This window comes from Rothia terrae (assembly GCF_012396615.1).
In the GTDB taxonomy this organism is placed as follows: Bacteria; Actinomycetota; Actinomycetes; order Actinomycetales; family Micrococcaceae; genus Rothia; species Rothia terrae.
Genome location: NZ_JAAXPV010000015.1, coordinates 1 through 23,904, shown reverse-complemented (window position 1 = coordinate 23,904; position 23,904 = coordinate 1). Strand labels below are relative to the sequence as shown.

The 23,904-nt window shown below is 52.6% G+C and carries 18 protein-coding genes; 13 read left to right on the top strand and 5 right to left on the bottom strand.

Going from position 1 to position 23,904, the window contains the following annotated elements; all coding sequences use genetic code 11:
• The first annotated feature begins 4 nt into the window (after nucleotides 1-4).
• Together HF984_RS08675 and HF984_RS08670 are read left to right on the top strand one after the other, a co-directional pair.
• The gene (locus HF984_RS08675) at nucleotides 5-496 is read left to right on the top strand and encodes a ribose-5-phosphate isomerase (RefSeq protein WP_168615284.1); all 492 of its coding nucleotides are present in this window, start codon (nucleotides 5-7) and stop codon (nucleotides 494-496) included.
• A gap of 80 nt (nucleotides 497-576) precedes the next feature.
• A complete protein-coding gene (locus HF984_RS08670) occupies nucleotides 577-1,464 on the top strand; it encodes an Fpg/Nei family DNA glycosylase (protein ID WP_168615283.1) in 888 nt (295 codons plus the stop codon).
• 70 nt (nucleotides 1,465-1,534) lie between these two features.
• Here the strand turns inward: HF984_RS08670 and HF984_RS08665 are convergent, their stop codons facing one another.
• Together HF984_RS08665 and valS are read right to left on the bottom strand one after the other, a co-directional pair.
• On the bottom strand, nucleotides 1,535-2,761 hold the full coding sequence (locus HF984_RS08665; protein WP_168615282.1) for an LssY C-terminal domain-containing protein: 1,227 nt from the start codon (nucleotides 2,759-2,761) through the stop codon (nucleotides 1,535-1,537).
• A 341-nt stretch (nucleotides 2,762-3,102) separates the two neighbouring features.
• Nucleotides 3,103-5,736, bottom strand: coding sequence for a valine--tRNA ligase (gene valS, locus HF984_RS08660; protein WP_168615281.1), 2,634 nt, complete (start codon nucleotides 5,734-5,736; stop codon nucleotides 3,103-3,105).
• Nucleotides 5,737-5,938: 202 nt separating this feature from the next.
• On the opposite strand from valS, the gene HF984_RS08655 reads away from it, so the two are divergent.
• A complete protein-coding gene (locus HF984_RS08655) occupies nucleotides 5,939-6,730 on the top strand; it encodes an SDR family oxidoreductase (protein ID WP_168615280.1) in 792 nt (263 codons plus the stop codon).
• Nucleotides 6,731-7,462 carry a sirohydrochlorin chelatase gene (locus HF984_RS08650; RefSeq protein WP_168615279.1) on the top strand — a complete coding sequence of 244 codons (732 nt, stop codon included), beginning with the start codon at nucleotides 6,731-6,733 and terminating at the stop codon, nucleotides 7,460-7,462.
• A gap of 92 nt (nucleotides 7,463-7,554) precedes the next feature.
• On the opposite strand, the gene pdxY is transcribed toward HF984_RS08650, so the two are convergent.
• Nucleotides 7,555-8,406 (bottom strand): pyridoxal kinase PdxY, encoded by an 852-nt coding sequence (pdxY, locus tag HF984_RS08645; protein WP_168615278.1) that lies wholly within the window; start codon nucleotides 8,404-8,406, stop codon nucleotides 7,555-7,557.
• Between the two features lie 311 nt (nucleotides 8,407-8,717).
• On the opposite strand from pdxY, the gene HF984_RS08640 reads away from it, so the two are divergent.
• The 5 genes from HF984_RS08640 to HF984_RS08620 are packed head-to-tail and all read left to right on the top strand — an operon-like array spanning nucleotide 8,718 to nucleotide 14,403.
• On the top strand, nucleotides 8,718-9,518 hold the full coding sequence (locus tag HF984_RS08640) for a phosphoadenylyl-sulfate reductase (protein WP_168615277.1): 801 nt from the start codon (nucleotides 8,718-8,720) through the stop codon (nucleotides 9,516-9,518).
• A complete protein-coding gene (gene cysD / locus HF984_RS08635) occupies nucleotides 9,515-10,423 on the top strand; it encodes a sulfate adenylyltransferase subunit CysD (protein WP_168615276.1) in 909 nt (302 codons plus the stop codon). The genes HF984_RS08640 and cysD overlap by 4 nt, the downstream gene beginning before the upstream one ends.
• A gap of 1 nt (nucleotide 10,424) precedes the next feature.
• On the top strand, nucleotides 10,425-11,699 hold the full coding sequence (locus HF984_RS08630; protein ID WP_168615275.1) for a sulfate adenylyltransferase subunit 1: 1,275 nt from the start codon (nucleotides 10,425-10,427) through the stop codon (nucleotides 11,697-11,699).
• A 33-nt stretch (nucleotides 11,700-11,732) separates the two neighbouring features.
• Nucleotides 11,733-12,644: a sulfite exporter TauE/SafE family protein gene (locus HF984_RS08625; RefSeq protein ID WP_168615274.1), complete on the top strand. Its 912-nt coding sequence runs from the start codon at nucleotides 11,733-11,735 to the stop codon at nucleotides 12,642-12,644.
• 31 nt (nucleotides 12,645-12,675) lie between these two features.
• A complete protein-coding gene (locus HF984_RS08620; protein WP_168615273.1) occupies nucleotides 12,676-14,403 on the top strand; it encodes a nitrite/sulfite reductase in 1,728 nt (575 codons plus the stop codon).
• A gap of 77 nt (nucleotides 14,404-14,480) precedes the next feature.
• Here the strand turns inward: HF984_RS08620 and HF984_RS08615 are convergent, their stop codons facing one another.
• Together HF984_RS08615 and HF984_RS08610 are read right to left on the bottom strand one after the other, a co-directional pair.
• A complete protein-coding gene (locus tag HF984_RS08615) occupies nucleotides 14,481-15,761 on the bottom strand; it encodes an SLC45 family MFS transporter (RefSeq protein ID WP_168615272.1) in 1,281 nt (426 codons plus the stop codon).
• A 278-nt stretch (nucleotides 15,762-16,039) separates the two neighbouring features.
• Nucleotides 16,040-16,408: a hypothetical protein gene (locus HF984_RS08610; protein WP_168615271.1), complete on the bottom strand. Its 369-nt coding sequence runs from the start codon at nucleotides 16,406-16,408 to the stop codon at nucleotides 16,040-16,042.
• 418 nt (nucleotides 16,409-16,826) lie between these two features.
• On the opposite strand from HF984_RS08610, the gene HF984_RS08605 reads away from it, so the two are divergent.
• From HF984_RS08605 to HF984_RS08590, 4 genes are all read left to right on the top strand, one after another.
• Complete coding sequence (locus HF984_RS08605; RefSeq protein WP_168615270.1) at nucleotides 16,827-18,404, top strand: type I restriction-modification system subunit M; 1,578 nt, start codon at nucleotides 16,827-16,829, stop codon at nucleotides 18,402-18,404.
• Entirely contained in the window at nucleotides 18,404-19,561 is a 1,158-nt protein-coding gene (locus tag HF984_RS08600) for a restriction endonuclease subunit S (protein ID WP_168615269.1), read from the top strand. The genes HF984_RS08605 and HF984_RS08600 overlap by 1 nt, the downstream gene beginning before the upstream one ends.
• A gap of 190 nt (nucleotides 19,562-19,751) precedes the next feature.
• The gene (locus HF984_RS08595; protein ID WP_168615268.1) at nucleotides 19,752-22,799 is read left to right on the top strand and encodes a type I restriction endonuclease subunit R; all 3,048 of its coding nucleotides are present in this window, start codon (nucleotides 19,752-19,754) and stop codon (nucleotides 22,797-22,799) included.
• A 65-nt stretch (nucleotides 22,800-22,864) separates the two neighbouring features.
• The gene (locus tag HF984_RS08590) at nucleotides 22,865-23,779 is read left to right on the top strand and encodes a homing endonuclease associated repeat-containing protein (RefSeq protein WP_168615267.1); all 915 of its coding nucleotides are present in this window, start codon (nucleotides 22,865-22,867) and stop codon (nucleotides 23,777-23,779) included.
• Nucleotides 23,780-23,904: the final 125 nt, after the last annotated feature.

The following is a 23,904-nucleotide window of genomic DNA, read 5'->3' as shown; positions in this document are numbered from 1 at the left end:
CACTGTGCGAGTTCATATCGCCACTGACCACGCTGGTCTTGAGTTGAGCCACTATCTCATTGAATCCCTCACCGCCGAGGGCTACGAGATGGTTGACCACGGCCCCGCTGAATACGATGCTCTGGACGATTACCCCAGCTTCTGCATCAACGCGGCACTCGCAGTTAAGGCTGACCGGGAATCTGGTCTCGATTCATTGGGCATTGTGCTGGGTGGTTCAGGCAACGGCGAGCAGATGGCAGCTAACAAGGTAGAGGGCATTCGCGCGGCACTTGTCTGGAACCAGAGCACCGCAGCTTTGGCTCGCGAACATAACGATGCTCAGGTTGTCGCTGTGGGCGGCCGCCAGCACGAAAAAGAAGAAGCACTTGAGCTCATCAAAACCTTCTTGACCACGCCTTTTTCGAACGACGAACGTCACGTACGCCGTATCAACCAGATTGATGAATTCTTCTCGACCGGTGATATTGCTGGCAAAGAGATCAACAAGCACTAACTACTTATATCGCTGCGCCGGGGCTAAAGACAGTCACCGGCGCAAATTTTTTTTCAACTCCAGTCTCTGGAAGGAAAATCATGCCAGAAGGTCACTCCATTCACCGCCTCGCGCGTCAGTTTAACGATGTCTTTGCGGGGGAGAAGGTTGCCGTCAGTAGCCCACAGGGAAGATTCGTAGACGGTGCCGCCCTGCTGGATGGGCACACGATTATTTCAGCCTTTGCTCACGGCAAGCACCTGTTTGTGAATTTTGAGAACGATCTGACGCTGAACGTACACCTTGGCATCTACGGCGCGTGGACTTTCGGCGGCGATGACCAGTTCAACGGCGCATCCTCAATTGGTGCCCCGCGCACCATCGGTGAGAAAGAACGAGGTACCGCCGAAGTTTCGGGTGAATACCAAGGGGCGCCCGAGCCAAAAGCTACCGTGCGAACTCGCATCGTAAGTGAACACGGCTGGGCTGACCTGATTGGTCCTACTATTTGCCGGGTGCTCACCCCGGACGAGGTCCGCGGCGTCCGCGCCAAGCTGGGCCCAGACCCTCTCAACGATGATGCCGACCCCGTGTCCTTCTATCGCGCAGCGTGTAAAACTGGCCGCCCCATCGGTGTTGTTCTGATGGACCAAAAATCTATCTCGGGCGTTGGGAACATCTTTAGAGCTGAGTCTTTATGGCGCCAGAAAATAAATCCGTTCCGCCCGGCAAAAGAGCTGGACGCCAGCGAGCTTGAAGCGTTGTGGGAGGACAATAAGCACCTATTGCATATCGGTGTGCGAGTAGGTCGCATCATCACCACCGAACCTGATGACCGTCCGGGTATACCCGAAACAGAAGCGTGGCCAGAACACGCAAACTACGTTTACATGCACCACGGCGAACCCTGCCGGCGATGCGGCAGTATTATCCGCGTTGAAGAAGTAGCTGGACGCAAGCTTTACTGGTGTCCAGGCTGCCAGCACTAAACCATGTAAAAAGCCCACTGATTCCTCGTGAACCAGTGGGCTTTTTGTGTGTTGCGCGATGAGCAAAAAACTATCGGGCTCTACGGCTACCGTACGGGTGAACCAACTTGCGTGCACGGTCTTTCAACCGCTGGATGCGGCGTGATCGCGTGATGTTGTGTGTGTAATTCACGGCACCGTCAGAAGTGTATTCAAGCATTGCGAAAACGTGAGATGCCATGAGTACGTACACGGTAAAGGTACCGGTGTAGTTTAGCGAATCACGCAACCACAGAATCGAGGTGAAGATGAGCGAGACCGTCAAAATCAGCAAGATAATCTTGCGTGAACGCTGCCTGCCGCGCAGAACACCGATTGCCAAAATTATCTGGAATACAGACAGCCCAATCAGCGAGAGAACCAGTGTGCTGTCGAAGACCTCATCGGGCTGGGTTGAATGCTCGATCGCGAACATGAGAGAGTCTAAATCACTCACGTGCGCAAAGAGAGGCTCGTTAATCAAGCGGAGCACACCGTTAACAAAGTGCAACAACGCGCCGATAATGACAAAGGCCGATGCGAAAACCGTGCTCAGCGGAATCTGCTCCACAAGCTCCCACGGGCGTCGGTGATGCGAATACTCAGATTCCGGTGAAAGATCCGGGATATCCATTTCTTCGGTAATAACATTATCGAGCTCGAGAATGGGCAAATTACCGTCGGTGATGATGTTATCGCCGCCGCCGTTGCGCGAATGATAGCCTGCCGAGAAGTCCTTAATCACGTGGTGATAGGCTTCTTCGTTGCCGAAGAGAACAGTGTCTACAACATAGTCACGCTCTTTATCGGTTTCAGCATCAATCTTGTGCGTCACCTGCAAGGTAAAAAGTGAAAGACCAACAGCGCGGTCAAACGTTGCCGCGGCCACCCAGTCGACCTCAGCGCCGCCCGGAAGCTTCCACTCAGGTGGCGTCTTCCAAAAACGCACATGGTGACGTTTCGAAGGGCTTCCATCAACCTCCTGCTGGTAAGCGAAATCCTCTTTACGGTTGAACAGGTAGAGAGGCGACACCGGGGCAGTGGGGTAGGGGCGGCGGCGCAAAGTATTGATAATGATGCGCCACGAACTCGCCAGCGTCACCGGCTCAGCCTTCAGCCAACCCGCCCTGCGCATAGCGCGGTGAACGTCAATCGACTCACCGCGAATACCGATATTGACCGGGTCACCGAGCAGACCATCGCCGGTTTGAGTTCTACCGATAAAGTAGGCGGGAACATACAACGCGGTCATGATGCGATGCAAGCGCGGCAGCGTCATGTAGGCTGCGATTGCCCAAATCAGCAAAATCAGGGGGCACGGACGTCCAGCTTTTATTAAACGCTGTAGTGAGCGTTACGATAGCCAACCAAATAGACGCCAATCCTGCAAAACCAAAATACGCTTTATCAATCCAACCGTTGAGGGCAGTGCGCCCACCAACACCGGGCAAATGCTTGTGTGTGGTGGTGAGTGGTTCCTTTGTGTCGCCGTGATACTGCGGGTACCCCGGCATCTGGCGTATGTCGAATTTCTCTGACACCGTTCAATCCTTCACAAAGACGCTTGGCGCCCAGGTGTACTGGGCGCCAAGCGATGAGCGTTAAGCTGAGGAAGCGAAATTATTTTGCTTCTTCGGTTTCTACAACCAGTTCAACATCGCTGACAGTCAGCTCATCAACGTCGCCCTCAACCAAGTTGAGTTCTGCGACGTTACCTGCAGCCTTGAGGTCTGCTTCACCTGCGCGGACGCGGGCGATGGAGCTTGCATCGGCGGTAATGGTAGCAACCTTAACCTCGGTGCGCTGCTTGACCTTAGCCTCAGACTTTGACTTGCGCAGACCACCCAGCGCCAAACCAACGGTGGGCAGAACTTCTGCATCTGCACCGTTAACAACAGCTGAATAACCCTCGGCGGTGGGCCAAGGGGCGCGGTGAACTGAGCCGGCACGCCACCAGCTCCAAACCTCATCGGTTGCGAAAGGCATGAAGGGGGCGAAGAGTCGGAGCATCGCGTCCAAGGTGGTAGCCAAAGCTGCCAGAACAGAAGCCTGCTCTTCTTCACCGCGAGCGCCGTAGGCACGATCCTTAATCAGCTCTACGTAGTCGTCGGTGAATGACCAGAAGAAGGTCTCTGAGATCTGCAGAGCACGTGCGTACTCGTAGTTCTCAAAGGCGCGAGTTGCTTCTTCAACGAGGGTTGCCAGGCGAGCAAGCACTGAGCGGTCAAGCTCATTCGTGACAACCTGAGCCTGCTGCTCAGAAGTAATCACTGAATCCTGGATTGCGCCGAGATTGAGCACGAACTTGGATGCGTTGAGCAACTTAATAGCCAGGCGGCGGCCGATCTTCATCTGACCTTCGTCGTAGGCGGTATCTGCGCCCAAGCGAGCGGATGCCGCCCAGTAGCGAACAGCGTCCGAGCCGTACTTGTCCAAAACGTCGTTAGGAACAACGACGTTTCCCTTTGACTTGGACATCTTCTTGCGATCGGGGTCAAGAATCCAGCCGGAAAGCGCGGTGTTGTGCCAGGGCACGCTACCCGCGAGGGTCTCAGCGCGTACAGCGGTTGAGAACAGCCAGGTGCGGATGATGTCGTGACCCTGCGGACGCAGGTCCATGGGGAAGGTCTTTGAGTGAAGATCGTCATCGACACCCCAACCGGTCGCAATCTGCGGGGTCAGTGATGAAGTTGCCCAGGTATCAAGGACGTCAGGGTCTGCAATGAAGCCGCCAGCAACGCCGCGCTGATCTTCGGTGTAACCAGCAGGAACCTCGGATGCGGGATCAATAGGCAAGGACGCCGCATCGGGAAGAATCGGGTTCTCGTAATCCGGCTCGCCCTCAGCATCAAGCTTGTACCACACCGGGAACGGCACACCGAAGAAACGCTGACGCGAAATCAGCCAGTCACCGTTCAGGCCTTCAACCCAGTTTTCGTAGCGTGAACGCATGAAAGCGGGATGCCAGTTCATCTCACGGCCGCGCTCAATCAGCTTCTCGCGGCGGTCAGCGTCACGTCCACCGTTGCGAATGTACCACTGACGTGAAGCAACGATTTCAAGAGGCTTGTCGCCCTTTTCGTAGAACTTTACGGGGTGCATGATTTTCTTGGGCTCGCCCTCCATCTCACCGGTCTCAACCAGCATCTCAACGACAGCCTTCTGTGCTGAGAAAACGGTTGCGCCAGCCATACGCTCGTAGCGCTCGCGTCCTTCAGCTGAGGTAATCCACTCGGGGGTTTCCTTGGCAAAGCGGCCGTCGCGTCCAATGAGCGCACGGGTATCAAGCTGCAACTCGCGCCACCAGGTGACGTCAGTGGTATCGCCGAAGGTACAGACCATTGCGATACCTGCGCCCTTATCGGGCTGAGCCAGCGGGTGAGCCTTAACCTCAACCTCAACACCGAACAGCGGCGAGGTTACCTTGGTGCCAAACAGGGGCTGGTAACGCTCGTCATCGGGGTGAGCAACAAGAGCAACGCAGGCAGGAAGCAACTCGGGACGAGTGGTTTCAATCCAGACCTTCTCACCATCGGGGCGGTGGAATGAGATGCGGTGGTACGCGCCTTCGCGTTCCTTATCCTCAAGTTCAGCCTGAGCAACCGCGGTGCGGAAGGTGATGTCCCACATGGTAGGAGCCTCAGCCATGTAAGCATTGCCAGCTTCAAGATCCTTTAAGAAAGCAAGCTGGGAAACCTTGCGTGAGTGAGCATCGATGGTGCGGTAGGTGCGTGACCAATCCACTGACAGGCCCAAGGTGGTGAACAGCTGCTCAAAGACCTTCTCGTCTTCAGTTGCCAACTCTTCACACAGCTCAATGAAGTTACCGCGTGAAATACGGGGCCAGTCGCGCTGATTCTTGGCGGGCTTTTCGGGCGCCTTGAAGTCAGGGTCGTAAGCAATAGCGGGGTCACACAGAACACCGTAGTAGTTCTGGACGCGACGCTCAGTCGGCAAACCGTTGTCATCCCAACCCAGCGGGTAGAAGACATTCTTGCCGGTCATACGCTTGTAACGCGCAATAACGTCGGTCTGGGTGTATGAGAACATGTGACCAACGTGCAAAGAACCCGAAGCCGTCGGGGGAGGCGTATCAATCGAGTACACCTGCTCACGCGTAGTGTTCTCATCGAACGCGTAGGTTTTAGTTTCTTCCCAACGCGAGGTGAGCTTCTGCTCAAGACCCTCAAGCGCGGGACGATCAGGAACATTAATGGTTACGGGCGTGTCTGTGCCCAATGTATTTTCAGCCATGCTCGCCATTGTCTCATGTATTGAAGTCAGACGCTAAGATACCCCTACTTTCTACAGCGTGAGATTGTGCAACATTGGAGCACTGCTAGAGCTTCACAAATCAAAATATGAACCTCGCTTCTTAGTTTTAGAAGGCTTACACCCGCGACGCTTCATAGAATAGAGACTGACCAACGATTAGCGGGATACTAGGAGGCACACCATGACCATTCCCACCAACCCCTTCGCATCCGATGCACACACCGGCAAGATTGCCGTTGTATCAGGTGCATCATCGGGAATTGGGCGGGCAACTGTCGAGCAGATGCGCGCTACCGGGTGGACGGTCTACGCAGTCGCACGACGCGAAGGCCGCCTGAATGAACTGGCTGAACAGACCGGCGCCATTGCCATCCCGCTTGATATCACTAACGAGGACGCAGTCAATAAAGCTGCGCAGAACATTGTGGAACAGCACAGCGGTGCAATCTCCACTCTCGTGAATATTTCCGGTGGCGCTCGCGGTGTTGATTCGGTGGGCAGCGGCAAAAGCGAAGACTACCGCTTTATGTTTGAGCTCAACGTGGTGGGTACGCTGAACATGACGCGTGCCTTCTTGCCCGCCCTACGCGCATCCGGGGAAGGAACCGTGCTGACGCTGACCTCAACCGCTGCTGAGGCCGGTTATGAGGGCGGGGCAGGCTACAACGCCGCCAAGTTTGCTGAACGCGGTATGACCGAAGCCCTGCGCCTAGAAGAATCCGAAAACAACGTGCGCGTCATTGAGATTCGCCCCGGCATGGTGCACACCGAAGAGTTCTCACTCAACCGACTGGGATCAGCGGACGCTGCCGATAAGGTCTACGCTGGGGTCGAAAAGCCCCTGCTGGCGGAAGATGTTGCGCAGACCGTCACGTTCGCGGTCAACGTACCACACCACATCAACCTTGACCACATCACCCTGCGCCCGGTTGCTCAAGCAGCGCAGTACAAAGTGATTCGCAAAGGACTCTAAATGAAACACGTCATCGCAGTTGCCCACGGCACCGACAGCCCCGACGGACGCGCCACTATCGACGCCATCCGCGAGTCCCTCGCTCAGCAACTTGAGGCTGCAGATGCGGGGGAGTTTCAGGTGCACGAGGCGTACGTTGATGTTCAAGAACCATCGTTGGACGCGGTTGCCGCGAAGTTCAGCGAGGAGGATGAAGTCATCATGGTTCCGCTTTTACTTTCCACCGGTTACCACACTCAAGTGGATATGAAGAAAGCCGCCGATGCGTCCCCGGCACGCGATGTCCGCATCGCCCGTGCACTGGGGCCTTCCGCCCAGCTCGCTAAACTGCAGCGTACCCGCCTAGAAGAAGCTGGCTGGGACGGCTACGGTCAGATTGTTATGGCCGCCGCCGGTTCATCTCGCGCTGACGGGCGTCAGGCAGTGGAGCTGCAGTCCGAAATTTTTAGCACTCTACTCTCTCAGCACGCGCCGCACGGTTTTGTGGCGTCCATCGACCCTAAAATCGCCGATGTTGTTGAGGAACATTCAGCTGAGTTCGTTTCAACCTATCTCATGGGACGCGGCTTCTTCCAAGGCCTGTTGCACAAACTCGATGGAGCGGGGAAGAGTCTGATTGTGGCTGAGCCTCTCGTGATTCCTGGTGATGAGGACTCTGCGTCCGTCGTCGCTTCGGTAGCTAAGGAGCGCGTGCTGGAGGCGGACGCGTCCTACCGGATTTGTAGCCACTGACACGTTGACCCGGCGTTTTCGCTTGAGCTGGCGGTTGGTTATAGCCGGTTCAAGCCAAAAACGCCGGGCCAAGGCGTGTGTATGGCAGGACGTTACTTGATACGCTGCGCCTCGAACTTCACCTGAGGCGCTACGTACGATTCCTGAGCTTCAATGAGTTGGAGTTCTCGCTGACCTGAATCCAGGGTCTTCTTCAACAGTTCGTAAACGGAGGCGGTAGTCACCTCAAGTGCTTCTTTCAGTGACTTGCCGGATGCGAAGTGCGATGCGAAAAGCGCCTGCGTAACGTCGCCTGAGCCGTTAGCCTTCATAGGCAGACGGTCGGTAGTGATTAGCCACGCTTCATCACCTGAAACAGCGAGCATCTGAATGGAATCCTTGGGGGTGTCCGGGGTTGAGACACTGGTGACCAAAACAGTCTTCGGGCCGATTTCCTGAGCCTTCTTCACCGACTCAAGCACCTCGTCCAGGGTCTTGGGATCAGTGTTAGTCACAAAGCCGAGCTCAAACTGGTTGGGAGTGATGATATCCGCGTGCTGAATGACGCGGTCGCGAATGAGTTCCTGAACTTCGGGGGAGACAAAGCAGCCCGAGGTTGCGTTACCGAGCACCGGGTCGCAGGAGTACAGGACGTTAGGGTTTTTAGCGCGTGCCTTGGCAACCGCGTCCAAAATTGCGTCGCCGATGGATGAGCCACCCTGGTAGCCGGAGATGACGAGGGCGGTGTCGTCGAGGCCGCCGCGCTCTTCGATGCCGGTGACGATTTCGCGTACATCATCGCCTGAAACAAGCGGGCCGCGCCATGCGCCGTAGCCGGTGTGGTTTGAGAATAGAACGGTGTTGACGGGCATAACGTCGTGGCCCAGACGCTGAAGCGGGAATACTGCTGCTGAATTGCCAACGTGACCGTAGGCTACAGCTGATTGAATAGACAAAATACGCATAGGACTCATTGTGTCACGCTTCTTCTCAACTAGCCGCTAGCGTGACGCAATGCGACAAAAGCAACTGGACGCGGCTCGCATCCGGCAAACATGACGAAGTGTTAAAAAACACTGGAATCACCGGTGATGACAGCTTATAATCGCGCGCATGGGCGCGAGTCTACATATTTACTCTTTACGTAAAATTGCAAAGTTACTTTTTCTGACGAATCTATACGTGACATGACGGGCTGAATAAAAAGTACGTGAAAGTCCTAGTGGTAGGTGTTTAGACTGGCAACCAACTGAACACACAGTTGGAAGGACGTCCCATGCCGCAGGCAATACCAACATTTAAGAATTTTGGGATTGGGTCTGATGCGCGCTTACTCAAAGACCCTGAGGTGAGCCCGGAGGGCACCCAACCCCCGTTGGAACTGAGCGATGCTGAAAAATCCCACAATCAGCAGCTGGTTGAGCAGTATGCGGATGCTTTGTACGATGCGAGCGCCCAAGAAATCTTGGAGTGGGCTCACGAGCATGTGCAGGGCAAGCTGGCTGTCACCTTGTCCATGGAGAACACCGTTTTAGCTGAATTGGCAGCGGATTATCTGCCGAATGCTGATTTTCTGTTTCTTGATACCGGGTATCACTTTCCTGAGACGTTGACCGTGGCTGAGCAGGTCAAACAGCGTTACCCGCAGGAACTGATTACGGCTAAGCCGTTGCTGAGCACTGTTGAGCAGGACGCGACCTACGGTAAAGATCTCTTTGCCTCGAACCCGACGGCGTGTTGTCGAATGCGCAAGGTTGAGCCTTTGGCGAGCTTTATGGGCCCGTACGTTGGTTGGATTACCGGTTTGCGTCGCGCTGATTCGCCGTTGCGTGCTAACACTCCGGCGTTGGATATTGACGCGAATGGCCGGTTGAAGATCTCGCCGCTGGTCACCTGGAGCTTGGAAGAGACTCAGCAGTTTATTGAAGACAAAGATTTGATTATTCATCCGCTGACGCTGGCTGGTTACCCTTCGATTGGTTGTGCACCGTGCACCGCCAAGGTGGAAGAAGGGCAGGACCCTCGCAGTGGACGCTGGGCAGGATTTAACAAGACGGAATGCGGTTTGCACACATGAGCACATCAACTTCACTATCACCTCATCTTAAAGATTTAGAGAACGAGTCGATTCATATTCTTCGCGAGGTTGCGGGGCAGTTCGACAAGGTCGGTTTGCTGTTTTCTGGCGGTAAAGACTCTGTTGTTGTCTATGAGTTGGCGCGTCGAGCTTTTGCGCCTGCGCCGGTGCCGTTTGAGCTTTTGCATGTTGATACCGGCCATAATTTTCCTGAGGTTTTAGCTTTCCGCGACAACCTGGTGGAGAAAACCGGTGCGCGTTTGCGCGTGGCTAAGGTACAGGATTGGATTGACCGCGGCGAGTTGCAGGAACGCCCTGACGGTACTCGTAACCCGCTTCAAACTGTGCCTTTGGTTGAGACCATTGAAGAGCAGGGGTACGACGCGGTGCTTGGCGGCGCTCGACGCGATGAGGAGCGTGCGCGCGCTAAGGAACGCATCTTCTCGGTGCGTGACTCTTTCGGCGGCTGGGATCCTCGCCGCCAGCGTCCTGAATTGTGGAACCTCTACAACGGTGGCCATCTACCGGGTGAGAACATTCGTGTGTTCCCGATTTCTAACTGGACTGAGGCTGATATTTGGGAGTACATCGGTGCTCGCGGTATTGAGCTTCCGCCGATTTATTTTGCGCATGACCGCGAGGTGTTTGAGCGCGACGGTATGTGGTTGACGGCTGGCGAGTGGGGTGGCCCGCGCAAGGACGAAACCACCGAAACTAGGCGTGTTCGTTACCGTACGGTGGGTGATATGTCGTGCACCGGTGCTGTGCTGTCAGATGCCGTCACGGTTGAAGACATTATTACCGAAATCTCTACATCTACTTTGACTGAACGCGGTGCTACGCGCGCCGATGACCGCCTGAGCGAATCCGCTATGGAAGACCGCAAGAAGGAAGGGTATTTCTAAAATGACTCTTACACCTGAAAACACTGCTTCGCAGGTACTACAGCAGCGTCAGACCCTTCACCTGTGCACCGCAGGTAGCGTAGATGACGGTAAGTCAACCTTTGTGGGACGCCTGTTGCATGATACTAAGAGCGTGCTCGCTGATCAGCTGTCTGCGGTAGAGCGTACCTCGCGTGAGAAGGGTCTTGAGCATATTGACCTTTCTTTGCTGGTTGATGGTTTGCGTGCTGAGCGTGAGCAGGGCATCACTATTGATGTTGCTTACCGGTACTTCTCAACCGCGCAGCGCACTTTTATCCTGGCTGATACGCCCGGTCACGTGCAGTACACTCGCAATACCGTTACCGGTGTTTCAACTTCTGATGTTGTGGTTTTGCTGGTGGATGCCCGCCACGGTGTGGTGACTCAGACTCGCCGTCACCTGAGCGTTGCAGGTTTGCTCGGTATCAAGCATGTGATTCTGGCTGTCAATAAGATTGACCTGGTTGATTTTTCACAGGAAATCTTTGAGAACATTCGCGATGAATTTACTGCGTTGGCGCATGAGCGCGGCGTTGATGACGTCAACGTTATCCCGATTAGTGCTTTGCTCGGTGACAACGTGGTGGAACCCTCTGAAAACACTCCCTGGTATGACGGCCCGACCGTCTTGCACCTGTTGGAGACCATTGAGACCGCGAACGATACCTCTACCGAGTTCCGTTTTCCGATTCAGTACGTGATTCGTGATCACGGCAAGGATTACCGCGGTTATGCAGGACGCGTGACTGCAGGTAGCGTACGCGTGGGCGACACGGTGGCTACCGGCAACGGTTTGAGCTCTACAGTGACTCGCATCGAGACCACCGACGGTGCTGTAGATAGCGCTGGTGTTGATGACTCCGTGGTGCTGTTGCTTGCTGATGATGTTGACCTTTCACGTGGTGACCTGTTGAGTTCAGCGCAGCGTCCTGAGGATCAGCGTGAGTTCACCGCAACACTGGTGGGTCTGTCTGAGAAGCCACTCAAGCCCGGCGCTAAGGTGAACGTTCGTTATGGAACCTCGCTGGTGCGTGCGCGCATCCGCAGCGTTGAGAGCGTTTTTGATATTGACTCATCAACCTCTGCACCGGCTGAAGAAGTGGCGCTCAACGACATCGCAACGGTGAACATTCAGCTTGCTCAGCCGCTACCCGTTGAGCAGTATTCCGGCCGTGGCCGCGTGGGCTCGTTCCTTGTCATTGACGCTCAAGACGGCAACACCCTAGCAGCAGGATTGGTTGGACGCGCCGCGTAACGCGAGGCGTGGTTCAACGGTTAAGAGGCTGATATGCGCTCTTTGATTCTGATTGCGTTAGGGGGAGCGGTTGCCCAGCTGGTCGATGGCAGTTTGGGTATGGGCTTTGGCGCTACATCAACTACTTTGCTGATGGCGCTGGCAATGATGAACCCCGCATCGGCATCAGCAACGGTGCATGTGGCTGAGCTTGGCACTACTTTGGTTTCTGGTTTGAGCCACTGGAAGTTCAAGAATGTTGACTGGGGTGTGGTGTTACGGCTCGGTATACCCGGCGCTATCGGTGCTTTTATTGGTGCAACGCTGCTGGCTCATATTTCCTTAGCTTTTGCTAAGCCGGTAACGGCAGGAATTTTGACGCTGATTGGTATCAGCTTGGTGATTCGCTTTGCCCGGGGCAGGGTAGCGGGCAAGCGCGCTGGTATTCCACGCGGTCGTATGCTTTCCGCTCTTGGCCTGTTCGGTGGCTTTGTGGACGCGGCCGGTGGCGGCGGCTGGGGGCCGGTCACGTCATCGACCCTGCTGAGCATCGGCCGTGAAGAGCCACGGCGCATCATTGGCACCGTCAATACCGCCGAGTTCTTGGTGACCTTGGCAGCGTCCGCCGGTTTTCTGCTGGCTATGTGGGACGAGCTTCTTCAGCACCTGATGGCTGTGGGCGGTCTTTTGCTGGGCGGAATGGTGGCAGCCCCGATTGCCGCCTGGCTGGTCAGCATCGTCAACCCCACGGTGCTGGGCGGTTTTGTCGGCACGACGCTGGTGCTCACCAACATGGGCTACGTACTGGATGCGATTCCCAACCACGAGCAGTTTGCCCCGCTCGCATACGCCCTCGTGGTGCTCGTAGGCGGTGGCCTAAGCATCCGAGGAATGCTCGCCAACAAAAAGCTCACCCAGCGCCGACGCTACTACAGCGAAAAAATGGCGCCCTCAACAACGCACTAAAGAAATAAGATTCACACAAGGTAAGAAACTCATGGCAAAAACACTGACACCTCGAGCTGATGAGGCCACACCTGAAAAGAAGGCACCGCGCTCCGCTAAGCCCAACGGCCAATGGAAGATTGACGGTAAGCAGGCTCTCAACGGCAACGAAGAATGGAAGCTAGATGATGACGGTCTGAATGTTCGCGACCGCATCCTCAACACCTACGCCCGCGAAGGTTTCGACTCCATTGAAGATCACGACCTTCACGGACGCTTTCGCTGGTGGGGTCTGTACACCCAGCGCAAACCCGGCATCGACGGCGGCAAGACAGCAACCCTGTCTAACGAAGAACTTGAAGACAAGTACTTTATGATGCGTGTGCGCATCGACGGCGGCCAGCTGACCACCCAGCAGGCACGCGTCATCGGCGAAATCTCCCGTGATTTTGCCCGCGACACCGCAGATATAACCGACCGTCAGAATATCCAGCTGCACTGGGTTGAGGTAGAGAACGTACCCGAAATCTGGCGTCGACTTGACGAGGTTGGACTGCAAACCACCGAGGCATGCGGCGACGTACCGCGCGTTATCCTCGGCTCACCCGTTGCAGGCATCGCCAAAGATGAACTCTTTGACCCCACTCCCGTCCTCGAAAAAATCAGGGACCAATACATCGGCAGCCACGAATTCTCCAACCTGCCGCGCAAATACAAGACAGCGATCTCGGCGCACCCCTCACAGGACGTCATCCACGAAATCAACGACATCGCTCTGATCGGCGTTGAACACCCCGAACTCGGGCTCGGCTTCGATTTGTGGGTAGGCGGCGGATTGTCCACCAACCCCAAATTCGCAGAACGCCTCGGCGCATTCGTCACTCCCGAACAAGCACCCGAAGTCTGGGCAGGTGTCACCTCAATCTTCCGCGACTACGGCTACCGACGCCTGCGCAACCGCGCTCGCATGAAGTTCCTCCTGGCTGACTGGGGCCCCGAAAAAATCCGCGACGTCCTTGAAAACGAATACCTCGGCTACAAGCTAGCAGATGGCCCCGCCGCACCCGTGCCCGAAGTATCTGGCGATCACATCGGCATTCACGAACAAAAAGACGGCAACTATTACATCGGCGCTGCAACCACCGTCGGACGCTTCTCGGGCACCAAGCTAATCGCGCTCGCTGACCTTCTTGAAGCTAACGGCTCGCATCGTCTGCGCACCACTGTCTACCAGAAGTTCGTGGCACTCGACATTCCCGGTGACAAAGTTCCGGCAGTCGTGCAGGGACTCAATGAGCTGGGTTTGGCACACGCGCCGTCGCTGTTCCGCCGCAATACCATGGCGTGCACCGGCATCGAGTACTGCAAGCTCGCGATCGTTGAAACCAAAGACGTTGCCACTGAGGTCATTGCGGAGCTCGAAAAGCGTTTGACTGATATTGAAGACCAGCTTCCGGCTAAGTTGACTCTGCACATCAACGGTTGCCCGAACTCTTGCGCTCGTATTCAGACCGCTGATATCGGGCTTAAGGGGCAGATTATTACCGTTGATGGTGAACGTATGCCCGGTTACCAGGTTCACCTGGGCGGGCAGCTGGCGGATTACACCAACAAGGGCGAGGGCAATGTAGGACGCACGGTGCGAGGCCTCAAGGTCGCGCAGCACGAGTTGGCTGACTACGTTGAACGACTGACCCGCAACTTCGTTGCTCACCGTGAGAGCGCAGATCAGTCCTTCGCATCATGGGTATTGGATGCTGACGAAGACCTGCTACAGTAAATCCCTAGCGGGTAAATAAGGAAAGCCTCGGGAATCTATCCCGAGGCTTTCGTTTATCGTATGCAGGTAGCCGTGAACTAGCGTCCTTCACGGACGGTGTATACAGAGACCGCGCCGATGAGTATGAAGACTGCGCCAAAGAGCATCATGTATGAGAGGTTGCCGCCGAACGCGGGTACTAAGAAGAAGCCAGCAACCGAGCCGATAATCTGCGGCAGACACACTGCAATGTTGAACAGGCCCAGGTACGAGCCAACGTTCTTGCCTTTGAGCGAGGACGTCAAAATCGCAAACGGCATGGTGTTGATAGCGAAGTTGCCGAAGCCGTAGAGAACAAAGGCGGCAAGAGCTACCCACTTGTTCTGGGTGGTTGCCACGGCGACGATAGCGACTACGTCGCAGAACAGGCCGAAGGCGTACCAGCGCTTGCGGTGGCCAGCGTCCGAACGCGAGTAGAGAATACCGAAAATGAGAGCTGAGATGCTCAGAACCGCAGTCATGACGGAGTACCAATTGCCGGCGTCCTGGTAACCGGCAGAGGTTGGGTCGGTAGTGCCCCAGATGTTCTTTGCCATGGCTCCGGTGGCGTAGGTCCAGGTGTACATGATGCCGATCCATGAGAAGAACTGTACGACCGATAGTTCCCAGAAGGCGCGAGGAGCGTTCTTGAAGAGCGTGAGTGTGCCGACGTTTTCTGCCTCAGCTTTGGCGCGCAAATCAACGCCGTGGTAGCGGGCGTAGGTTTCGGGATCGTATTCTTTGGTGCGCAGGGCGGTAAAGAGCCCCGATATGACCAGCAGAACCGCTGAGATCATGAATGACCAAATCACTGACTGCGGTACGACGCCTTTCTCGGCTGTGTTGGGAACGCCCAGCTGAGTGAGAACGTAGGGCAACAGCGCCGCCAAGATACCGCCTGCGTACGCGAAGATTTGTTGGCAGGCGAAGGCAAAGTTCTTCTGTTTGTCATTGACGGTATCGCCTAGAACCATGCGGAAGGGCGCCATGGCGATGTTGCTGAAGACGTCCATGAGGCAGACAGCGGTTGCCATGTAGATGAGCGCGGCGAGTGAGCCGTAGCCAAATCCGAAGGAGCCTGAGAATGGGAGCAAGAAGGTGACGATTGCCGCCAGCGGGGTGCCGATCAGCAGGTAGGGCATACGGCGGCCAAAGCGTCCCATCCAGGTTTTGTCTGACATGCGTCCGAGGATTGGTTGCACAACCATGCCCATGAGCGGTGGGGAGACGAAGAAGAAGCCAAGCTGGTTGGGGTCTGCTCCGAGGGTTTGAGCGATGCGGCTCATGTTCGCGCCTTGGAGCGAGAACGCCATGTTGACGCCGAAGAAGCCGAACGTCATGGTGAAAATTGCTTGCTTGGTGAGCCCGGGGTAGCCTGTGAAGCAGTGGCGTTATCTGACACGATAACGCGCTCCATTTCTGTATGTAAGAAATAATAACTGTGGTTAGTTTCAGCTTAGGGGTAGAGGCGCGTAAGGCAGGGGATTAGTGAATGTTTGCTGGTTTAAACGTCAATATGACGTGCGGTTTTATTGACCTGTTAGAAGAGTTTTAGGCGGCAAAAGCCTGGGGTCAGTTGTTGTCTGAGTCCCGGCTTTTAGCTGGTTTATTTTGTGGTTTAGCCCTGGAAGAAGCCGTCCGGGCCAATGCCGAAGGTGGCGCCAATGGCGTTGTCGCAAATGAAAGTGTGCTGACCGACGCGGTAGGACGCTCCTTCTGAGGAAAGCTCGTAGCCGTTGGGCAGGGTGTTTTGTGCCGGTGCCATATCGGACGCTGAACCGGGCTGGCCTACGGGTACTTCGGTGTAGCCGTGGTCGCTGAAGAAGAAGTTGACGTTATGGGTTGGGTCGAACCCGTTGCAGGATGCTTCTTTACCAGCTAGGTAGCAGTTCATGCCGTTGTAGTTGAAGGCGAGGGCGCCGGGCTGAGCTGGTGCTTGCGGTGCTTTGCTCGTGGGAGCTTGATGCTGATGCTGTAGCGGATGCACTCGTTGATGCTGAGGATGCTGGAGTTTCGGGCTTATTCCCGGTGATTGAGCTGGATGAGCAACCAGTTAGAAGAGCGGTGAATGCGAGCGCGCCGACGGCGAGCGGTGTGGTTTTCATGGGTGGTGCCTTTCAGGCCTCGGCGATACTACGTTGTATCGATACCTCAATAATGAGTGCGGCAAAACCACTGGTCAAGAGTGATTTAAAGTGTTATGAAACTGTGATGATTGCGGTGGGAAAGTGCTAAAACGTTATCAAAATGGGATGAATGAGCACTGAGTCTCACAAACTCCATGGAGCAATTTTTAAGCACTATTACCTACTGGTCAGATTTATTGATAAGCCCAGTTTCTTTTGCACGGCTGACTTTGCTGGAAAGGTAGACTTGAATCAGTTTTGTCATGTGAAAGGACTACGATGGCTCTGAATATAGAGCGCGATGAATTGCACCGTACGTTGTGGCGTATTGCCAACGATTTGCGCGGTAGCGTGGATGGTTGGGACTTCAAGCAGTATGTACTGGGTTTTATGTTCTACCGGTTTATTTCTGAGAATCTCACGGACTACTTGGATGCTGAGCTTGCTGAGGGTGAGAAAAGCTACGCTCAGATGAGTGATGTTGAGATTGCTGAAAGCCAGGACGCGATTGTAGATACTGTGCGCGAAAAAGGCTTTTTTATTCTGCCTGAAGACTTGTTCGAGAACGTCCGCAGGCGTGCAAATGCAGATAACTCAAATCTCAATGAAGAGTTGCAGGCTATCTTCCAGCGTATTGAGGGCTCTGCTCGGGGTGTGCTCAGCGACAAGCACAATAAAATCCGAGGTCTATTTGATGAGCTGGATGTTAACAGCAATAAGCTGGGTTCTTCGGTATCTAAGCGCAATAACCTTTTGCTGAAGCTGCTCAATGAGGTCGGTAACTTCAAGATTGGTCGCTACGCAGATTCACATAATGACACCTTCGGTGATGCTTATGAGTACTTGATGGGCATGTATGCATCGAGTGCTGGTAAGTCAGGTGGCGAGTACTACACCCCGCAGTCTGTTTCTGAGCTCTTGGCACGAATCGCAGTTATGGGTAAGAAGCAGGTCAATAAAGTATATGACCCTGCTTGTGGTTCAGGCTCGCTTCTGCTCAAGTTCGCCAAGGTTTTGGGTAAAGAGAACGTGCGTGAAGGTTTCTTTGGTCAGGAAATTAACCTGACGACTCGCAACCTTGCGGTGATTAACATGTTCTTGCATAACCTCAACTATGCGAGTTTCGATATCGCTCACGGTGATACTTTGATTGAGCCAATGCACGGTCATATAGAACCGTTTGAGGCGATCGTTTCTAACCCGCCGTATTCAGTGAAGTGGGAGGGTGACGCTAACCCGCTTCTGATTAACGACGAGCGTTTTGCTCCGGCAGGTGTGCTCGCTCCGAAGTCTAAAGCTGACCTTGCGTTTACGATGCACATTCTGCACTGGCTTGCTGAAAACGGTACCGCAGCCATTGTTGAGTTCCCCGGTGTTCTGTACCGCGGGGGAGCAGAGGGCAAAATCCGAAAGTACCTCATTGAAGGTAACTATGTGGACGCGGTTATCCAGCTGCCGCCGGACCTCTTCTTCGGTACCACCATTGGCACCTGCATTATCGTTCTGAAAAAGGCGAAGCCCGATAACAAGACACTCTTTATCGACGCCTCGGCAAAGTTTGAGCGTTCCGGTAACAAGAATGTGCTAACGCCTGATTACCGTGGGGAGATTCTTGACGCGCTCGCTAAGCGTGAAGACGTAGATTATTTTGCGAAGCTGGTTGATAACAGCACTATTGCAGAGAACGATTACAATCTCTCTGTTTCCTCATATGTTGAGGTTGAGGATACCCGCGAGGTCATCGATATTGTTGAACTCAATGCCGAGATTGAACAAATCGTAGCGCGTCAGAGCGAACTACGAACCCAAATTGATGCGATTGTGGCTGAGCTAGAACAAGGCGGGAGTGAATCATAATGAGCAAGATTCAAGACCTTATTGATGAGCTATGCCCTGATGGGATTGTATATAAACCCATTGAAAAAGTTGCAAAAATTAAGAATGGTCGTGACTATAAACATCTAAATTCAGGCAGGTACCCTGTTTATGGATCTGGTGGTGTTATGACTCATGTTGATTATTTTATTTATGACAAAGTTTCAGTGCTGATTCCCCGAAAAGGTTCTTTGGGAAATGTTTACTATCAAAAAGACCCCTTTTGGGTTGTAGATACCATTTTTTACACTCAAATAGATGAAAGTCAGATAATTCCAAAGTACTTCTATCATGTTCTCATCAAGGCAAAGTTGGCAGAGTATAACCAAGCAGGTGGCGTACCCAGCCTCACGCAAAAAGTGCTAAATAAAATTAAAATCCCTGTACCGCCTCTGGAAGTCCAGAAAGAAATTGTTAGAATTTTAGATAGATTCACCTTGCTGGAGGCTGAGCTGGAGGCTGAGCTGGAGGCACGGAGAAAGCAGTATGCCCACTATCGAGATTCTCTCTTATTCTCAGACAAAATAAAATATAATTACCTAAATCTATCTGAAGTAGGTGTTATATCCACTGGTAAAACTCCATCAAAACTGGAATCCTCAGCATGGTCTGAAGGTATAAATTTTGTTACTCCAAGCGATATTCGTAATGGGCAAAAGTATATAAGTTCATCTGAACGTACAGTAGATAAAGAATGGGTGTTTAATAAAAATTGGAAGGTCGTAAAAGATAATTCAATCTTGGTTACCTGTATTGGCGCTGATATGGGTAAGGCTGTTATCCCTACTCAAGAATCTGTTTTTAACCAACAGATTAATTCAATAGAGGTTAGCGATAATGTAGATATTGAATATTTGTACTACTGGCTCGTTTCTAGGCGCGAATATATGTTAAGGTTGGGCAGAAAGAATGGGTCTACTATGCCTATTCTGAACAAAACAAATTTCAGCAAAATAGTAGTTAATCTTCCTGAGCTTTGGTTACAGCGAAAGATATCAAAACAGATTTCAGTTTTCGACGCCCTGGTCAATGACATCAGCTCCGGTCTGCCCGCTGAGATCGCTGCTCGTCGTAAACAGTACGAGTACTACCGCGACCAGCTACTAACCTTCAAGGAGCTCGAATCAGCATCAGCGTAGCCCGAACTCAACAAATTATTACTTATCTTTAGCTGTGTGCCCGGAACTCTCACCGGGCACACAGCTCTTTAAATCATGAAATAAAACGACCAATTCTTAGCAGCGCCACGTGAACACCTGAACTGACTGAGCAGCTCAACTATCCTGTGAAAAGACCCCTGAATACAAAAGTTAAGGATGAGCAAATTCAATGGCTATCATTACCCCTGCCGCCAAGAAATACGACCCCATCGTCCTTACTGAAGAAAACACCGTCGTTACTGAATACGATGCTGTAAAAACAAAGGAACTCACCTACGAGTCAGAAGCTCAGCTTGAGAAGCGTTTCATCGAAATCCTGCAGGGACAGGCCTATGAGTACGTCCGCATCACCAAAGCCTCTGACCTTGAAGAAAACCTGCGTGTACAGCTAGAAAAGCTCAACGAATATACCTTCAGCGACTCCGAGTGGGAACGATTCTTCAAAACCACCATTGCTAATAATTCCTACGGTGTCCTCGAAAAAACCACCATGATTCAGCGTGAACCCGTTCAGCTTCTGGAACGCGATAACGGGCTAGCTAAAAACATCACTCTCATTGATCGAACCAACGTCCATAACAACTCGTTGCAGGTTATTAACCAGTACGCCACCGACAGTGGCAACTACTCAAACCGATACGACGTGACTATTCTCGTCAATGGTCTTCCCATGGTCCATGTGGAACTCAAGCGCCGTGGCGTGGATATCAAAGAAGCCTTCAACCAAATCAACCGCTATCAACGCGACAGTTTCTGGGCAGACTCAGGTCTCTTTGAATATGTTCAAATCTTCGTAATCTCAAACGGCACTCGTACCAAGTACTACTCAAATACAGTACGGCGCAAACATGTTGGCGATGACAAGCGCAACCGCCGTCAAGCGTCCGCGGATTCCTTTGAGTTCACCAGCTGGTGGGCAGACGCCACCAACAAAGCGATTACCGAGCTCACAGCCTTCGCAAAAACCTTCTTCGCCCGTCACACACTGCTCAATATTCTGACCCGGTATTGCGTGTTCACGGTAGACCAAGAACTGTTGGTCATGCGCCCCTACCAAATCGTGGCAACAGAACGCATCCTGCGAAAAATCCTGATTTCAACCAACTATAAAACCCAAGGCAGCTTGAACGCAGGCGGATACGTGTGGCACACCACCGGTTCAGGCAAAACCCTCACAAGCTTCAAGACAGCCCAACTTGCTACAGGCATAGAAACTGTTAGCAAGGTGCTCTTCGTTGTTGACCGCAAAGACCTCGATTACCAGACCATGCGTGAGTACGATGCGTTTGAAAAAGGCGCAGCCAACTCAAACAAATCAACAGCTGTGCTTAAACGACAGATTGAGAACCCAGCATCCAAAATCATCATCACCACCATCCAGAAGCTGAGCACTTTCATCAAGCAGAACCCCAACCATCCAGTGTTCAAAGAGCACATGGTGATGATTTTTGATGAGTGCCACCGTTCTCAATTCGGTGATATGCACAAACAAATTACCAAGTCTTTTAAGAAATACCACCTATTCGGATTTACCGGCACACCAATTTTCTCGGATAATGCGGGAACCGGGGGAGATGTACGACTAAAAACCACTGCTGATGCTTTCGGCGAGCGACTGCATACATACACCATCGTGGATGCAATCGCAGACAAAAATGTGCTGCCCTTCAAAATCGAATACCACAACACCGTAAGTCTCAAAAAGGACATCGAAGACCGAGAGGTTTACGGTATCGAAACTGAAGAGGCCATGCGCTCACCCCAACGCCTCACACAGGTCGCCAACTACATTCTTGACCACTACGACCAGAAGACTAAACGACAAGAGAGCTATACTCTCAAAGACAAACGCGTCAAAGGCTTTAACTCGATTCTTGCTACTGCTTCAATCGATGCTGCTAAGAGCTACTACAACATCATTAATAGGCTTCAAGATGAGCGTTACGGTGATGATGAAACCAAACGGTTGAAGACAGCTATCATCTTCTCTTACGCGCCCAATGAAGAAGAAGCTGGCGGACTTTTGGGTGAGGAAGGCTTCGAGACTGACGAGCTAGATGCAAGCTCTCAAGCCTTCTTACAGGACGCTATCGCAGACTATAACGAAACCTTCAAACAGTCGTGGGAGACCTCTGTTAAGAGCTTCGAGGGTTATTATAAAGACGTCTCAGAACGTATGAAAAAACGTGAACTCGATCTGCTCATCGTTGTTAATATGTTCCTCACAGGTTTTGACTCGAAGACCATCAACACTCTGTGGGTAGACAAAAATCTACACTCACACGGGCTGATTCAGGCATTTAGCCGTACTAACCGTATTCTCAATTCGGTGAAAACATACGGCAATATCGTTTGCTTTAGAAACCTCGAAGAAGCAACTGACGACGCTCTGGCACTATTTGGCAATAAGGATGCTAAAGGCACTGTACTACTTAAGCCTTATGCTGACTACCTCAATTCGTACGCTGAAAAAGTTAACGAATTGCGCCGAAACTTTGAGCTCGATGGAACCGATATGCGAATTATCGGAGAAGAGAACCAAAAGAACTTCATTAAGATTTTCGGCGAAATTCTGCGACTGCGTAATGTTCTGACGTCCTTCGACGAGTTTGAGGACCAAGACATTCTCAATGAACGGGCTGTGCAGGACTACAAGAGTATTTACCTTGACCTGTACCGTGAAATGCGCGAGCTCAACAAGACCGAGCGCGAGTCAATCACCGATGATGTCGTGTTCGAAATTGAACTCATCAAACAGGTCGAAGTCGGGGTTGACCATATCCTGATGCTGGTAGACCGTTACCGTAAGTCCAAGGGCAACGGCGAGGACGTTGAGGTTCGTGAAGAAATTAGCCGTGCAGTGAACTCCAGCCCTTCTCTTCACAATAAGAAGGACCTCATTGAGAACTTCATCGAACGTATTTCAGGGCATACCGGGGATGTACAGGATGAGTGGAAGCAATACATTCGAGAGCAAGCCGATGAAGAGCTTACCCGCATCATTCAAGAAGAAAAATTGCACGAAGATAAAGCGCGCGCACTGGTTGAGGAATCGTGGCAGCGCGGTGGCATCCCGAGCAACGGAACCCGAATCAGTGAGCTGCTCACCAACGTTGGCTCACGTTTTGGTAGAGCTAAGGACAGGTCAAGCCGTAAAACCCGCCTCACCGAGCGCCTGCAAGCGTTTTATGAGAGGTTTAGCGGGGTTATTGGTTAGCAAAGTGGCTACTAAACAATTACGACAACTTACATCAAAATAAATCGGGATTTTGGGATTAACATATGACACACGAGATGATGGTTCAAGAAGCATTCACGCTTATTGAAGAAATTATCAACACAGCGCATCAGAAGATTGAGAACCAGCGAAATGCTGAAATTGTAGTCGCCTACGCAAATGGAGCCTCGCTAGAGGAGGCCGTGGTCGGCACCGATCTAACCCGTGAAAGAGGCCGACAAATCATTAATAAGAGTCCTTGGTCTGCGCCGGAGATTAAATCTGCGCGAAAAATCATTGACGAATATGAGTCCAAACTTGAGTGGGAAGAAAAACGTCGAAAAGTCATCGCTTGGTCACATGAAAATTCAGGACGACCAATAGCTGAAGCGGTCGATAAATTCAGAATTTCACAAACAGAAATTTCTAAGATGCTAGGTGATAGGAAATCCTTACACCCTGCAAATATAAGAAAATCAAAAGAAAATCGAACCCGATGGTCAGACGAAGAAATTTTGAGTCTCATTCGTAAGTGTAAAGAAGAGACAGGTAAAATTTCAGCGCAGGCGTTTCAGGACTGGAGTGTGCCACGCGGAGGCCCGACTAAACAAACACCAACAATCCGATTCGGCACGTGGGCAAATGCGGTTAAAGCTGCGGGCGTTGAAGGAACCTACGCTGTTCAACGTAAACGTGCATTCAACGATGATGATATGTACGCAGCGCTTGTGGAGTTCTGTTCAGAGCCTCGAGCATCATATGCAGTTCATGAATATGAAGAGTGGAGTTCTAATCTGCGCACTGTTCCCTCGGCAGCCCTGCTTAGAAATCGCTTACGAAAAAGTTGGCCAGAGCTGATAGAAGTAGCTCTTAAAATTGCAAACAAAAACTACTCAGAATTTGATCCTAAGTGGATTGCAGCTATAACCGCTCCCAGAGACTGGCTACGACTTAGAAGCGATGCAAAGAGGCTTATTTAAAAGTCCTCCCAGCCGCATAAAACACCAACCCCCGAACCACCGCAAACACCCGCCCATACACGCTCAGCGGCCGCCGGAAACCTGTATGCAAAACCCGCCACGTCTTGACCTGCGCGATAACCCGC

What these genes read in the sequence shown, in the direction of transcription:
- HF984_RS08670 (WP_168615283.1), top strand. Translation starts at nt 577, where the DNA reads ATGCCAGAAGGTCACTCCATTCACCGCCTCGCGCGTCAGTTTAACGAT.
- HF984_RS08665 (WP_168615282.1), bottom strand. Translation starts at nt 2,761, where the DNA reads ATGACGCTGCCGCGCTTGCATCGCATCATGACCGCGTTGTATGTTCCC.
- valS (WP_168615281.1), bottom strand. Translation starts at nt 5,736, where the DNA reads ATGGCTGAAAATACATTGGGCACAGACACGCCCGTAACCATTAATGTT.
- HF984_RS08655 (WP_168615280.1), top strand. Translation starts at nt 5,939, where the DNA reads ATGACCATTCCCACCAACCCCTTCGCATCCGATGCACACACCGGCAAG.
- HF984_RS08650 (WP_168615279.1), top strand. Translation starts at nt 6,731, where the DNA reads ATGAAACACGTCATCGCAGTTGCCCACGGCACCGACAGCCCCGACGGA.
- pdxY (WP_168615278.1), bottom strand. Translation starts at nt 8,406, where the DNA reads ATGCGTATTTTGTCTATTCAATCAGCTGTAGCCTACGGTCACGTTGGC.
- HF984_RS08640 (WP_168615277.1), top strand. Translation starts at nt 8,718, where the DNA reads ATGCCGCAGGCAATACCAACATTTAAGAATTTTGGGATTGGGTCTGAT.
- cysD (WP_168615276.1), top strand. Translation starts at nt 9,515, where the DNA reads ATGAGCACATCAACTTCACTATCACCTCATCTTAAAGATTTAGAGAAC.
- HF984_RS08630 (WP_168615275.1), top strand. Translation starts at nt 10,425, where the DNA reads ATGACTCTTACACCTGAAAACACTGCTTCGCAGGTACTACAGCAGCGT.
- HF984_RS08625 (WP_168615274.1), top strand. Translation starts at nt 11,733, where the DNA reads ATGCGCTCTTTGATTCTGATTGCGTTAGGGGGAGCGGTTGCCCAGCTG.
- HF984_RS08620 (WP_168615273.1), top strand. Translation starts at nt 12,676, where the DNA reads ATGGCAAAAACACTGACACCTCGAGCTGATGAGGCCACACCTGAAAAG.
- HF984_RS08615 (WP_168615272.1), bottom strand. Translation starts at nt 15,761, where the DNA reads ATGACGTTCGGCTTCTTCGGCGTCAACATGGCGTTCTCGCTCCAAGGC.
- HF984_RS08605 (WP_168615270.1), top strand. Translation starts at nt 16,827, where the DNA reads ATGGCTCTGAATATAGAGCGCGATGAATTGCACCGTACGTTGTGGCGT.
- HF984_RS08600 (WP_168615269.1), top strand. Translation starts at nt 18,404, where the DNA reads ATGAGCAAGATTCAAGACCTTATTGATGAGCTATGCCCTGATGGGATT.
- HF984_RS08595 (WP_168615268.1), top strand. Translation starts at nt 19,752, where the DNA reads ATGGCTATCATTACCCCTGCCGCCAAGAAATACGACCCCATCGTCCTT.
- HF984_RS08590 (WP_168615267.1), top strand. Translation starts at nt 22,865, where the DNA reads ATGACACACGAGATGATGGTTCAAGAAGCATTCACGCTTATTGAAGAA.